The organism is Flavobacterium gillisiae (genome assembly GCF_900107635.1).
GTDB classification, from domain to species: domain Bacteria; phylum Bacteroidota; class Bacteroidia; order Flavobacteriales; family Flavobacteriaceae; genus Flavobacterium; species Flavobacterium gillisiae.
On sequence record NZ_FNRD01000011.1, the window covers coordinates 133,541 to 146,432 of the forward strand.

Below are 12,892 nucleotides of genomic sequence, written 5' to 3' on the forward strand. Positions count from 1 at the left end.
TTTTACAATTGTTTTTTATTTCTTATTTTTCAAATAGTGTTGTTTAAGCAAAAAATAGTTTTATATTTGTACTCGCTTTCGGGGTGTAGCGTAGCTCGGTTATCGCGCCTGCTTTGGGAGCAGGAGGCCGCAGGTTCGAATCCTGCCACCCCGACTAAAACCTTCTTGTGAACCAAGAAGGTTTTTTTTTATGTCTAATAATTTCCAATCTGATTTCGAAATAGTTGTTGTATTGAGATGTCGATTGAAAATCAGGAAGGTTGTAGGTTCGACTTTGTGTTTTTAGTGTAAACTCTGTCATTTCTAGATTTTAGTAAATAATTTAATAGTAAAGCTTGATGATCATATGATTGTCAAGCTTTATTGTTTTAGGGCAATCATTCGGTTTTTAAAGTAAAGCCGAGTAAATGCTTTGAATGTCTTTTGGAATTTATGGTTAGAGTTTGCTACTGCGGAAAACGTAAAAAGGCCATCTTCTTGTTAATCTGACGATAGCCGTGCAAATTTTTTATTAAAGCAAGAGTCTATTATTTCAGAATGGCGTATAAAGCATGATGATTTGACGTTTTTTAGTGGTGACACACAAATAAGTCGTTATGTATTATGAATATATCGGTTTGGCTTTCTGAAGCTAGTCAAGAATGTGGTTGGGAAAGAAACTGTGTTGGCTTCGATGTCTTAGAAAAAAAATATATTTTTAATGGTGGTATTGAATACGATTTACGCTAATTGATGGGGTCAAGTCTCATGTTTACTATGTAAAATTGGTGTTACGTTATTCGGTGTGGAAGAAGTTTGCTACTGTTTGGGAGTGTATTTCTATTTTTGTAAAGATAAAGAATCCTGCCACTGCTCTGTTTTTACCGGAGTTGGATTCTGAATTTAATACGTTCATCTTCAATGGAGGGAATTGAAATTTTATTGTGAACATGTGTTTTTTTAGTAAAAACAAATATTTAGCGTACGTTCGCTTGTTTTATTAAAAACTTTGTTATACTATTGCATTATAAATATATAACAACATGGAAAGCACCTATTTAAAACAATCTAAAATTAACTTTTCTAAAGAGGTTAATAATTACTATCCAGAAATTTTAACTGATGAAGCATTAATTTTTATTACTGCTCTTCATGAAAAATTTAATCCAGAAAGATTATCTCTGTTAGAAAGTCGTGTAATTCAACAAAAGGTTTTTGATGAAGGTAAATTTCCAATATTTCCTACTGAGACTAAATCGATAAGAGATGGAAACTGGACTGCTGGCAACATTCCGCATGACTTACAAGATAGACGTGTAGAGATTACAGGCCCAGTTGATAAAAAAATGATTATCAATGCTTTGAATTCAGGAGCCAAAACATTTATGGCAGATTTAGAAGATAGTAATGCTCCTACATGGAAAAATGCTATTGAAGGTCAGCAAAACCTAATAGATGCTAATAAAAAAACAATTTCTTTAGTTGATACAAAACGCAATAAATCATATACATTAAATCCAGAAACGGCTGTTTTATTGGTTAGACCAAGAGGTTTGCATTTAGATGAAAGACATATTATCATTAACAATGAAAAAGCCTCTGGTAGTTTAGTTGATTTTGGTTTGTATGTATTCCATAACACACAAACAATGCTGCAAAATGGAACTGCACCGTATTTCTACTTACCAAAATTAGAGCATTATTTAGAAGCGCGTTGGTGGAACAAAGTATTTGAATTTGCTCAAGAGTATTTAGAAGTGCCAAACGGAACTTTTAAAGCAACTGTTTTGGTAGAAACCATTACAGCTAGTTTTCAACTTGACGAAATAATTTTCGAACTAAAAGATCATATTGTTGGTTTAAACTGTGGTCGTTGGGATTATATTTTTTCTTACATCAAAAAATTCAGAAACCATCCAAATTTTGTAGTTCCAAATCGCGATCAAGTCACTATGACAACTCCATTTATGGATGCGTATTCAAAGTTAGTAATTCAACGTTGTCACAAAAGAGGAATACTTGCTATAGGCGGAATGGCTGCGCAAATTCCGATTAAAAATGATGAAAAAGCGAATGCTGCTGCTTTAGAAAAGGTAAGAACAGATAAGGAACGTGAAGTGAAAAATGGGCATGATGGTACTTGGGTTGCACATCCTGCACTAGTAGCAGTTGCTATGGCAGAATTCAACAAATACATGCCAACAGCGAATCAATTACATGTGACACGTGACGATGTAAATATAACGGAACAAGATTTAGTCGAAATACCTAAAGGAACTGTAACAGAAGATGGAATTAGAAAAAACATTAATGTTGGTATTTTATATACAGAAGCTTGGCTAAGAGGTCATGGTGCAGTAGCTCTTTATAATCTAATGGAAGATGCTGCAACAGCCGAAATTTCTAGAACTCAAGTGTGGCAATGGCTACATAATGAGGTTGTTATAGAAGACGGACGAACTTTTGATAGGAAGTTATACGAAGCTATTTTTGATGATGAGATAGAAAAACTCATCACTGAATTTGGTGAAGAGAACATAAAGAATAGCAAGTTTGAATTAGCTATTGAACTATTTAATAAACTAGTAATCTCAGAAGTGTTTGAAGAATTTTTAACACTACCAGCATACCAATATATTTAAAAAAAAATGTCTCGCAACTACTGGAATAGTTTACGAGACGTAATTATCAAAATCTAGAAAATCTTAATAATAAAAAAACAAAATTATGAAAAATTTAGAACAAAGTAACTATAGTTCTGCATTACAAACTGTAATTGATCTTAAAGCAAAGTACGGAAGTACATGGAATGCCATAAACCCGGAAAGCGCAGCTAGAATGGTTACTCAAAATCGCTTTAAAACAGGTTTAGACATCGCTAAATATACAGCTGCTATTATGAGAAAAGATATGGCAGAATATGATGCAGATGCATCTAATTATACACAATCGCTAGGTTCTTGGCATGGTTTTGTTGCTCAACAAAATATGATAGCCGTTAAAAAGCATCATAAAACGACTAGCAAAAGTTATATCTATTTATCAGGTTGGATGGTTGCTGCATTACGTTCGGAATTTGGGCCGTTGCCAGATCAATCTATGCACGAAAAAACTACTGTTCCTGCTTTAATAAAAGAAATTTATGATTTCTTGCGTCAAGCAGATGCAATTGAGTTAAATGATTTATTCAGAAGACTTGAAAAAGGCGAAAATGTACAAGATCAAATTGATAATTTTGAAACACATATAGTTCCTATTATTGCTGATATTGATGCAGGTTTTGGAAACGAAGAAGCGACTTACTTGCTAACAAAAAAAATGATTGAGGCTGGTGCATGTGCAATCCAAATTGAAAACCAAGTTTCTGATGCTAAACAATGTGGTCATCAAGATGGAAAAGTTACTGTGCCGCATGAAGATTTTATCGCTAAAATTAATGCTATTCGTTATGCCTTTTTAGAATTAGGAGTAGATGATGGAATTATTGTTGCAAGAACAGATTCTGAAGGAGCAAGTTTAACTCAAAAGTTACCAGTTAGCACTGAAGCGGGAGATTTAGCTTCTCAATATTTAGCTTTTGTAGAAGCAGAAGAAATCGCGATTAATGATGCTAAAGAAGACGATGTTCTTCTTAAAAGAAATGGAAAATTAGTACGTCCTGTGAGATTGCCAAACGGTTTGTACCAATTTAAAGAGGGTTCGAATATCGATAGAGTTGTTTTAGATTGTATTACAAGTCTACAAAATGGAGCCGATCTTTTATGGATTGAAACTCCAACACCAAATGTGAAGCAAATTGCTCATATGGTAAACAGAATTAGAGAAGTGGTACCAACTGCGAAATTGGTTTACAATAACTCTCCTTCTTTTAACTGGACTTTGAATTTCCGTAATCAAGCTTATGATGAAATGCTTGCAGAAGGTGAAAACATGACAGCTTACGATAGAAATAATTTAATGGACGTACAATATGATAATTCGGAATTGTGTCATCGTGCAGATGATAAAATTAGGACGTTCCAATTAGATAGTTCAAAAGAAGCTGGAATTTTCCATCACTTAATTACATTGCCAACATATCATACTACAGCACTTCACATGAATGATTTAACTCAAGGTTATTTTGGTAAAGAAGGCATGTTAGCTTATGTTAAAGGAGTTCAAAGACAAGAAATTCGTAAAGGTGTTGCTTGTGTAAAACATCAAAGAATGGCAGGATCAAACCTAGGTGATGATCATAAAACATTCTTTGCTGGAGACAAAGCTTTAAAAGCGGATGGAGCTAAAAATACTAGTGATCAGTTTGAAAGTAAAAAAACAGAGCAAAAAAGAGAATTAGTATTAGAAAAATAATATTTTATTCTATCTTACAGATAAAGGCAACATGTACGCATGTTGCCTTTTTAAATTTAGTTAATTAAAACAATTTCCTTAAATAATTACTTGCAAATATGTTTACAACTGCAGATCTTTGGGATGAATATGAAACACTTCTTAGTTGTGTTGACCCTATTTTTAATCATTTTGGTAACAAAAAAGCATTTTCAGGTAAAATAACGACGATAAAGTTGTTTGAAGATAATTCATTAGTTCGAACACAATTAGAGCTTAATGGAAAAGGTAAAGTGCTCGTGATTGATGGTGGAGGTTCTTTACGTTGTGCATTAGTAGGTGGTCAATTAGCTGTTTTGGCAATACAAAATAATTGGGAGGGCATTATTGCAAATGGTTGCATTCGCGATAGTGAAGTCATTAACTCAATGAATATAGGCATAAAAGCGCTGAACACTTCTCCTGTTAAAAGTGTGAAGCGTAATTTGGGAGAGATTAATATTCCAATTAAATTTGGAGGGATTACTTTTATTCCGGGTGAATACATCTATGCAGATGCCGACGGAATATTGGTAAGTAAAAATAATTTATTAAAATAAAAACCACATGAAAGCTAGAAAATTACTGATGATTCCTGGTCCTATCGAATTTGAACCAGAAGTTTTACAAGCAATGGGAATACCTACGACGAGTCATGTAGCTCCAGATTTTATTGAAATTTTCGGAAAGAGCCTTGAGTTAATGAGAGAAGTTTGGATGTCTCCAAAGGGACAGCCCTTTATCGTTGCAGGAACTGGGACACTGGCTATGGATATGGCTGCCGCCAACCTCATCGAACGAGGAGATAATGTCTTGGTTATTTCTTCAGGTTATTTTGGTAAACGATTTAAAGACATTTTAGATCGCTATGGAGCAAATACAACGCTTTTAGAAGCGCCATTAGGTGAAATTGCACCTCTTGAAGCTATAGAAAACGAACTGAAAAACAAACAGTACAAAGCGTTGACAATTACACATGTAGACACTTCGACGGGCATAATAGTAGATCCGAAGCCTATAGCCCAGTTAGCCAAAAAATACAATGCGTTAAGTATTTTAGATGGTGTATGCTCGGTTGCGGGTGAAGAGTTAAATCAGGACGAGTGGGAACTTGATGTGGTTTTAACAGCATCTCAAAAAGCAATTGGTGTTCCGCCAGGATTGGCGCTTTTAATGGTTTCAGAAAAAGCGATGCAAGTTTGGAAAAACAGAAAAACGCCTGTACCTAACTATTATGCAGATTGGACTAATTGGTTACCTATAATGAAAGCGTATGAAGAAAGAAGACCTTCGTATTTTGGGACACCAGCAGTTAATTTAATTGTAGCTTTAGAAACTAGCTTGAAAATTATATGTAAAGAAGGCATCGAAAAAAGGGTGAAGAGACATCAAAGTTTAGCAAAAGCATTTAGAGCCGCAATAGCTTCCTTGAACCTAACTATATTACCTAAAACAACTGAAATAGCTGCGAATACCTTGACAGCAGTATATTATCCTGAGGGTGTAGACGGAGCCGCATTAAGTTCTAAAATGGTGGATAGTAATGTAATTATAGCAGGAGGTTTACTGCCAGAAATCAAAGCCACTTATTTTAGAATAGGGCATATGGGTTCGGTTTCTCCAAATGATCTTTTGGCTGTACTAGGAGCTTTGGAACGTGCTTTATCAGAATTAGGGCACCCATTAGAAATTGGAAAAAGTTTGCAGACTTTTCAAATTGAACTTTTAAAATAAAAGTAATTAGCGCTTTAAAATTCATTTTTCAATATTTATATAGTCAATACAATTTTTCTAAAAATATAAGTTACTTGGTAAGGTATTAATAGTGCGATTAAAACTGTATGTAATTAATTTACAATAAGATAGAGGAGTTGTTTAGCCTCTTCCCGCCTAATGAAAAATCCTTTCTGTTTCAACAGAGGGGATTTTTTTATTGTAGAATAGCAAAAACTGATTATTCCGTTTCTGTATTCCAGTAAATAAGACTTATTTTTGTACTGTTTAAAATAATTATAAAATTTCACTATGTCAGATACAATCGAAAAAATAAAATGCCTTATTATAGGTTCTGGTCCTGCAGGATATACTGCTGCAATATATGCTGCAAGAGCAAATATGAATCCGGTTTTATACCAAGGAATGCAGCCTGGAGGTCAATTAACTACAACTAATGAAGTGGAAAACTGGCCTGGAAATCCTGAAGGGATAACTGGTCCAGAAATGATGGTGGGTTTGCAAGCTCAAGCACAGCGTTTTGGTACTGATGTACGTGACGGTTGGGCAACTAAAGTTGATTTTTCAGGAGATATCCATAAAGTTTGGATTAATGGAACGAAGGAATTGCATTGCGAAACTGTAATTATTTCTACTGGAGCATCCGCTAAATATATAGGTTTGCCTTCTGAGCAGCACTATTTGAAAATGGGTGGTGGCGTTTCTGCTTGTGCAGTTTGCGACGGTTTTTTCTACAGAAATCAAGAAGTGGTTATTGTAGGAGCTGGAGATTCAGCTTGTGAGGAAGCGCATTACTTGTCTAAACTTTGCAAAAAAGTGACGATGTTAGTTCGAAGTGAAAAATTTAGAGCGTCAAAAATAATGGAAGCTCGTGTGCGTAAAACAGAAAACATTACGATTTTAATGAATCACGATACCGTTGAAGTTTTAGGAGACGAACAAGTAGTTACCGGTGTAAAAGCTTTGAACAAAACTACAAATGAAGAATTTGAGATTCCAGCAACTGGTTTCTTCGTAGCCATTGGACATAAACCAAATACTGATATTTTTAAAGATTTTATTGCTCTTGACGAAACGGGTTATATCATTAATACTCCGGGATCTTCAAAAACAAATGTAGAAGGTGTTTTTGTATCTGGAGATGCAGCAGATCATGTGTATCGCCAAGCCATTACGGCTGCAGGTACAGGTTGTATGGCAGCGTTAGACGCAGAAAGATACTTAGCTGCTAAAGACTAATTTCGAAAGAATAATTAATATTCGAAATAATAAATTTTCAATAAAAAAAGCCCCATTTACATAAGTAGATGGGGCTTTTCGTTGCTATAGTTTTTTTATTTTGCCTTTTTAAGTAATTTGGCTTCATCAGCAAATTTCCTCATTTCAATTTTAGGGTTTCCGTAAAGTTCAATTTGAGATTTCTCACCAGCACTTATACTAATGGATGTTTCTACGTTTATACTACCGGTAGAGTAACTCTCAGTAATTAATTCTAGATCTTTAATCGTCAATTTATCTCCTTTTAAATCAGAATTGTTATCTAGACGAATCACGGCATTAGTAGCAGTACCTTCAATATTTGCTTCTGATTTTTGATACAAGTCACATGTTAAGTCAGGAGTAGTAATTAAGGATTTCAAAGCTGCATTTTTACTCAATACAATTTTTATTTTTTCAGATTTTGCATTCAGTTCGATTTTTGATTTATCATCTGCTTGTAGTACAAAATTCTTTGTATTTATGTTTAAAAACAATTTAGAGTAATCGATACTTCTAAAAATGATCGAGTCCAATTGTACTTCTTGTATTGCGTTAACAACAGCATCATTTTTTGAAGAAACACTTTTTAAGTCATTTGTATAGGTAACCTTTACGATCAGTTTTCTATATTTTATAGCCTCCTTAGAAGTGTATATGCGAAGAGTTTTATCTCTTAAGTCCATTGAGATAATATCATGAAGATTGTCATCTGCTTCAATCTTTATTCCTGGCTTTTCTCCTTTTTCTAAATAGACTTCAAGATTATCTTCTAGTTCAAGGGTGTCAAAATAACCGACTTCCCTTAGCTCAGTCGTTACTGTTTTAGAACCTTTTATTTTTTCTTTTTTTTGTGCAGAAACAATAGTTGTCGATAGTACAAGAAGCGTGATGACTATATATTTTTTCATTTTATTTTTTGTTATGATTATTACAAATATAAAAAAACCATCCACTTTTGATGGATGATTCAGTTATTAATTGTCAAATAAAAAGTTAAATCTTGTCTATACTTGCTCCAGAACTCGCTCTTTTTTCGATTGATTTTGGGGTAGTGTTATAGTCAACATTGCTACCACTTGAAGCTTTGGCTTTTAAACTTACAATAGGATGAACACTAATTGTTGCTCCGCTTGATGCTGTTGCATTTACTTCGTTAGCAAGTAAGTCCTTTGCGTCAATATCACTTCCGCTGGAAGCTGTTGCCTCCATATTTAGCGCCATTCCTTCAATAGTTATTGAACTCCCACTACTGGCTTTACATTCAATATAATCTGATTCAATATTTAGATTTATATTTGAAGCAGAAGAAGTTCTGAGGTTAATTTTTTCCCCTTTAAGTGTATGTACACTTGTAATCGATGAAGCACTAGAAGCGCGTAAGGATTCAATAATTGGCATTTTAACCGTAACTTTTTTTGATTCGATATTTATAAACGAATTATAATCACAGGCTATGATAAGTACTCCATTTTCTACAGTTGTAGTGATGCTTTTTTGTAAATTATCATCAGCTTCAACAATAATCTCCGTTTTGTCTGATTGTTCAATTATCAAATCGATAGCATTGCTAACTTCAATACTTTTAAAATCTCCATCTACATTTCTTTTCTCAGTAGTAACGTGGCCACTTCCCGTGATAGATTTGATGTTTATCGAATGGTTACAGGATGTAAATAACAGGGCAGTTAGTGCTACTAGAATGAATTTAGTTATTATTGTGATGATTTTCAACATGATTATCTCGTTTTTATAATTATACCATCTTTGTTTATTTTCAACTCTTTAATATTACTATTCGATACATTAACTGTATCATCTGTAATAGAAACACCATCTTTAGTAATCTTTATTGAGCTATTCTCTTCATCATTATGCGCATTTTCATTAGAAGTACAGTTTAAGCATCTCACTTTATTATCCTCTACTCTGTAGATGTCATTATTGGAATTTGGGTTCCAAAGGAAGTAATCCCCATCTGTACGATCATAATTTTTCATTGAGTCGTCTGGTTTTAACAATGTCCCTTTAGGCAAGAATAAAGTAATTTCTATTTGCTGATCGCGAAATTTATTTTTTAAATCAGTAGTTAGATAGTTGTCTAATATTAATTGATTTCCGTCAATTTTATAGCTGTATTTTATTTGTTCCGCTCTTTGTCTCGCCTCAGAAAGAGATTTTCCTTTTGCTTCTTTTTCAATTTGTATATATGGTAGTTTTTCATCTGTACTTTCTATTCTCAAACTAACGTCATTAGAATACATTACCTCTGTGCCGTTTGGATCTTGTGCTATTTTAAAATCATCGCGATCATCAACGTTCTTTGAATAATAGTCATTGTGTTTGAATTTAATTTGCAACGTATCTGTTGGTAGTAGCATAATATTTTCTTTTTGAACTACACGTCCGTCGGCTGCAAAAGCGGATGCTTGTTTTACTCCTATTGAAATGGCTAAGGCAACTGAAATCAACCATAGCGCAAGCAACGTATATTTAGCAATGTTTCCTATAGACTTCATATTGGGAGCCAATAGTTTGAAACCTAATACGGTTAGAAAGAAGAATGGAATCCCTACTGCAAGGAACATTAATAGTCCAAAAGCCCAGATAGGATAGTCAGTGAAGTTCCCAGCTTCTATAAATCCTTGCCAAGGAAAGTCAATAAAGGAAGAAGATCCTAATGTAAACATTCCAATAAATAATGCCATTAAGGTTGCTAAGCCTGTCATAATCAAGATAACTCCAAGAAATTTAGCAAAAATTTTAAAAATAGTCATTATGAAATCGCCAAAAGAACTTCCTATTTTTCCCGCTCCAGTTTTTATTTGGTTACCATATTTGTCATAATCTACATTTTTAAATTTGTCAGAAACATTTTCAAATTCCTCTCTTACTTTTTTTTCGATGTTCGAAATATTGACTGGTTCTCCAGTCATTTCTAACTTCTCTGATGTTGTCACTGCGGCAGGAACAACGATCCAGAGGATGATGTAGGCAAGAACTCCTGTTCCTGCTCCCCATACTAATAGGATAAAGATTATTCTAACCCATACAGCATCAATTCCAAAATAATGACCTAGTCCGGCAGAAACTCCGCTAACCATCCCTTTGTCTGTGTCTCGGTATAGTTTTTTAGTTCTTCTGGGTGCAGCATTACTAAATGTTTGAGAAGTATGATTGTCTTCTTCTATAATATAGTCTTCGGGTTGTCCCATAACAGCAATCACTTGGTCAACATCTTTTAGACCCACAACGTGTTTGTCTGTTTTTTGATTTTCGGTTAATAATTCCGAAACGCGCATTTCAATATCTTTTATGATTTCGTCTTGTCCGGATGATGTAGATAAAGATCGTTTTATGGCGTCAAAATATCGTGTTAATTTTAGGTATGCATCTTCGTCTATATGAAAGAACATTCCGCCTAGGTTTATATTTACAGTCTTGTTCATGGCTATTGTTTTTGGTTTGTGATTAGGTTTACAGCATCAGACAATTCAGTCCAAGTGCTGGTAAGTTCGTTTAAAAATGTTTGTCCTATTTCGGTCAGTCCATAATATTTTCTAGGTGGTCCCGATGTTGATTCTTCCCAACGGTAGCTTAGTAATCCGTCATTTTTTAGTCTGGTAAGCAGCGGGTAAATGGTTCCCTCCACCACTAATAATTTTGCGTTTTTTAAAGTGTCTAATATTTCCGATGTGTAGGCATCTTTTTCTTTCAATACAGATAAGATGCAAAACTCGAGAACACCTTTGCGCATCTGGGCTTTTGTGTTTTCAATATTCATAATTCGTTTTTTTTGATTTTTGTGTTGATTAAACTATTCGTTTTTTGATTGCTGCGCCAGTTCGCCATTCTAGCTCGGGTGATGATTATTTTCTGGAGCTCTTTCCCGCTGTCCGCTTTATTCCCGATTAATAAAAACTACGGCTGAAAAAGCCTTGTTTTTCTATTTCGGGAGATGCCGCTTCCATCAGGGCTATTGATTCACTATTTGATAAAAGGAATCGTAATTGGGTATTTATATTTTTCTCCATTAGATGTTTTTATAGAAGCATAAATGATTAGAAAAAACTCGGCTATTTTTAAACAAATAAAAACAAATACAGTTGTTAAACCAAGCGTGATTAATGCTATGTTGTTTTCAAAATTTAAATGATTGATTACAAAACTTTCCTCGTGAAGCATCGCATTCATAGAGACATTATTAAAAATCGTTATAATCAAAATAGGAATTGCGATTAGAGCAAGTGCTATTGTATATAACAATACGCTTAGCTGGAAATTAAGTATTTGTTTCCCACTGTAGTCTACAAATTCAGACTTGTCTTTTTTTGAAGTCCAAAGTATTATTGGGAAAATATAATTCCCAAAAGGAATAAAATATTGAGTCAATGCACTCAGGTGAGTAAAAGTGGCGATGTTTTTTTCGGTAGTTGCTTCCATTTTTTTTGATTTTTGATTGATGATTGAAACTTTTAGTAATTGTTAAATAGCTGTACATAGTAATTTCTTATGCAAATATATATCTAAAAGAAGGTATCTTGTATCACATAGTAGTGAAAGTTAACATATTTTTAACAAAATAATATTATATGTACGCATAGTATTTTTTTGTATATTAGCAAAAAAACCACTGATAATGAAACTTACAGCGTCTAAACTTAATAAATTTTTGCTTTTCAAATTGCCTGCCGCATTTATCTGTGGAGTTAGAGTAAAGAAGATTGATGAAACAGATTGTACCGTAACGGTAAAACACCGTTGGATCAATCAAAACCCATTTAACTCTATGTATTTTGCAGTTCAAGCTATGGCAGCTGAGCTCTCAACAGGGGCTTTGGTGATGTATCAAATTCAAAAAAGTGGAAAAAAAATATCGATGTTGGTTGCTAATAATAAAGGGAACTTTACTAAAAAAGCCACTGGAAGAATAACATTTGTCTGTAAGGACGGTCATTTAATAGAGCGTGCTATTCAAGAATCGGTAGCAACAGGCGAGGGACAGACTTTCTGGATGAAATCTATAGGAACTGACGAAAAAGGAGTTCAAGTATCTGAAATGGATTTCGAATGGAGTGTTAGAATTAAAAAATAAATCAGTTAGATGTTTTTGTTAACGTATTATAAAATAAAAATGCCTCCATATGGAGGCATTTATTTTGTGTAAAAAGTAAATTATGCTTTTTTAGCACAACACTTTTTTTCTTCTGTTCCAGCCATTGTAGCATCACATGTTTTTCCTTCAGCTTTACATTTTGCTTTACATTTTGCAACTTCAGCAGCAGTCATTGCTTTTGAACTGCATTTTTCACCATGTGTATCTGCCATTGCAATATCACATTTTTTCCCTTCGGCTTTGCATTTTACTTTGCATTTAGCAATTTCATCTGCAGTCATTGTTTTTGCAGATTCTTTTTTTGCGCAACAGGCATCCTTATTTGCAGTTGCTTTTACAACTGTTTTAGCTTCTTGAGCTCCAACAGTAACCGTGAATAAAGCAATTGCTAAGATTAATAGTATTTTTTTCATTTTTTTAATTTTAACTGGTTTT

General features: G+C 33.8%; 13 protein-coding genes and 1 tRNA gene. 8 read left to right on the forward strand and 6 right to left on the reverse strand.

The window, feature by feature from the left end:
- Nucleotides 1–79 precede the first annotated feature (79 nt).
- From BLV35_RS15065 to trxB, 7 genes are all read left to right on the forward strand, one after another.
- Nucleotides 80–154: transfer RNA gene (locus tag BLV35_RS15065), tRNA-Pro, on the forward strand.
- Between the two features lie 449 nt (nt 155–603).
- On the forward strand, nt 604–729 hold the full coding sequence (locus tag BLV35_RS19655; protein ID WP_262488535.1) for a hypothetical protein: 126 nt from the start codon (nt 604–606) through the stop codon (nt 727–729).
- A gap of 293 nt (nt 730–1,022) precedes the next feature.
- Nucleotides 1,023–2,621: a malate synthase A gene (gene aceB, locus BLV35_RS15070; protein WP_091092107.1), complete on the forward strand. Its 1,599-nt coding sequence runs from the start codon at nt 1,023–1,025 to the stop codon at nt 2,619–2,621.
- Between the two features lie 85 nt (nt 2,622–2,706).
- A complete protein-coding gene (locus tag BLV35_RS15075; protein ID WP_091092110.1) occupies nt 2,707–4,332 on the forward strand; it encodes an isocitrate lyase in 1,626 nt (541 codons plus the stop codon).
- A 98-nt stretch (nt 4,333–4,430) separates the two neighbouring features.
- Nucleotides 4,431–4,910 (forward strand): ribonuclease E activity regulator RraA, encoded by a 480-nt coding sequence (gene rraA, locus BLV35_RS15080; RefSeq protein ID WP_091092112.1) that lies wholly within the window; start codon nt 4,431–4,433, stop codon nt 4,908–4,910.
- A 7-nt stretch (nt 4,911–4,917) separates the two neighbouring features.
- Complete coding sequence (locus tag BLV35_RS15085) at nt 4,918–6,084, forward strand: pyridoxal-phosphate-dependent aminotransferase family protein (protein WP_091092115.1); 1,167 nt, start codon at nt 4,918–4,920, stop codon at nt 6,082–6,084.
- Between the two features lie 291 nt (nt 6,085–6,375).
- A complete protein-coding gene (trxB, locus tag BLV35_RS15090; protein WP_091092117.1) occupies nt 6,376–7,323 on the forward strand; it encodes a thioredoxin-disulfide reductase in 948 nt (315 codons plus the stop codon).
- A 95-nt stretch (nt 7,324–7,418) separates the two neighbouring features.
- On the opposite strand, the gene BLV35_RS15095 is transcribed toward trxB, so the two are convergent.
- From BLV35_RS15095 to BLV35_RS15115, 5 genes are all read right to left on the reverse strand, one after another.
- Complete coding sequence (locus tag BLV35_RS15095; RefSeq protein ID WP_091092120.1) at nt 7,419–8,252, reverse strand: GIN domain-containing protein; 834 nt, start codon at nt 8,250–8,252, stop codon at nt 7,419–7,421.
- 85 nt (nt 8,253–8,337) lie between these two features.
- On the reverse strand, nt 8,338–9,078 hold the full coding sequence (locus BLV35_RS15100; protein WP_091092122.1) for a head GIN domain-containing protein: 741 nt from the start codon (nt 9,076–9,078) through the stop codon (nt 8,338–8,340).
- Nucleotides 9,079–9,080: 2 nt separating this feature from the next.
- Nucleotides 9,081–10,790 (reverse strand): PspC domain-containing protein, encoded by a 1,710-nt coding sequence (locus tag BLV35_RS15105; protein ID WP_091092125.1) that lies wholly within the window; start codon nt 10,788–10,790, stop codon nt 9,081–9,083.
- A gap of 2 nt (nt 10,791–10,792) precedes the next feature.
- Nucleotides 10,793–11,125, reverse strand: coding sequence for a PadR family transcriptional regulator (locus tag BLV35_RS15110; protein ID WP_091092127.1), 333 nt, complete (start codon nt 11,123–11,125; stop codon nt 10,793–10,795).
- Nucleotides 11,126–11,328: 203 nt separating this feature from the next.
- Nucleotides 11,329–11,784 (reverse strand): DUF4870 domain-containing protein, encoded by a 456-nt coding sequence (locus BLV35_RS15115; RefSeq protein WP_091092129.1) that lies wholly within the window; start codon nt 11,782–11,784, stop codon nt 11,329–11,331.
- A gap of 196 nt (nt 11,785–11,980) precedes the next feature.
- On the opposite strand from BLV35_RS15115, the gene BLV35_RS15120 reads away from it, so the two are divergent.
- Nucleotides 11,981–12,436 carry a DUF4442 domain-containing protein gene (locus BLV35_RS15120; protein ID WP_091092132.1) on the forward strand — a complete coding sequence of 152 codons (456 nt, stop codon included), beginning with the start codon at nt 11,981–11,983 and terminating at the stop codon, nt 12,434–12,436.
- 80 nt (nt 12,437–12,516) lie between these two features.
- Here the strand turns inward: BLV35_RS15120 and BLV35_RS15125 are convergent, their stop codons facing one another.
- Nucleotides 12,517–12,870: a hypothetical protein gene (locus BLV35_RS15125; protein ID WP_091092135.1), complete on the reverse strand. Its 354-nt coding sequence runs from the start codon at nt 12,868–12,870 to the stop codon at nt 12,517–12,519.
- Between the last annotated feature and the right edge of the window lie 22 nt (nt 12,871–12,892).

What these genes read in the sequence shown, in the direction of transcription:
- BLV35_RS15105 (WP_091092125.1), bottom strand. Translation starts at nt 10,790, where the DNA reads ATGAACAAGACTGTAAATATAAACCTAGGCGGAATGTTCTTTCATATA.
- BLV35_RS15075 (WP_091092110.1), top strand. Translation starts at nt 2,707, where the DNA reads ATGAAAAATTTAGAACAAAGTAACTATAGTTCTGCATTACAAACTGTA.
- trxB (WP_091092117.1), top strand. Translation starts at nt 6,376, where the DNA reads ATGTCAGATACAATCGAAAAAATAAAATGCCTTATTATAGGTTCTGGT.
- aceB (WP_091092107.1), top strand. Translation starts at nt 1,023, where the DNA reads ATGGAAAGCACCTATTTAAAACAATCTAAAATTAACTTTTCTAAAGAG.
- BLV35_RS15120 (WP_091092132.1), top strand. Translation starts at nt 11,981, where the DNA reads ATGAAACTTACAGCGTCTAAACTTAATAAATTTTTGCTTTTCAAATTG.
- BLV35_RS15085 (WP_091092115.1), top strand. Translation starts at nt 4,918, where the DNA reads ATGAAAGCTAGAAAATTACTGATGATTCCTGGTCCTATCGAATTTGAA.
- BLV35_RS15110 (WP_091092127.1), bottom strand. Translation starts at nt 11,125, where the DNA reads ATGAATATTGAAAACACAAAAGCCCAGATGCGCAAAGGTGTTCTCGAG.
- rraA (WP_091092112.1), top strand. Translation starts at nt 4,431, where the DNA reads ATGTTTACAACTGCAGATCTTTGGGATGAATATGAAACACTTCTTAGT.
- BLV35_RS15125 (WP_091092135.1), bottom strand. Translation starts at nt 12,870, where the DNA reads ATGAAAAAAATACTATTAATCTTAGCAATTGCTTTATTCACGGTTACT.
- BLV35_RS15115 (WP_091092129.1), bottom strand. Translation starts at nt 11,784, where the DNA reads ATGGAAGCAACTACCGAAAAAAACATCGCCACTTTTACTCACCTGAGT.
- BLV35_RS15100 (WP_091092122.1), bottom strand. Translation starts at nt 9,078, where the DNA reads ATGTTGAAAATCATCACAATAATAACTAAATTCATTCTAGTAGCACTA.
- BLV35_RS15095 (WP_091092120.1), bottom strand. Translation starts at nt 8,252, where the DNA reads ATGAAAAAATATATAGTCATCACGCTTCTTGTACTATCGACAACTATT.
- BLV35_RS19655 (WP_262488535.1), top strand. Translation starts at nt 604, where the DNA reads ATGAATATATCGGTTTGGCTTTCTGAAGCTAGTCAAGAATGTGGTTGG.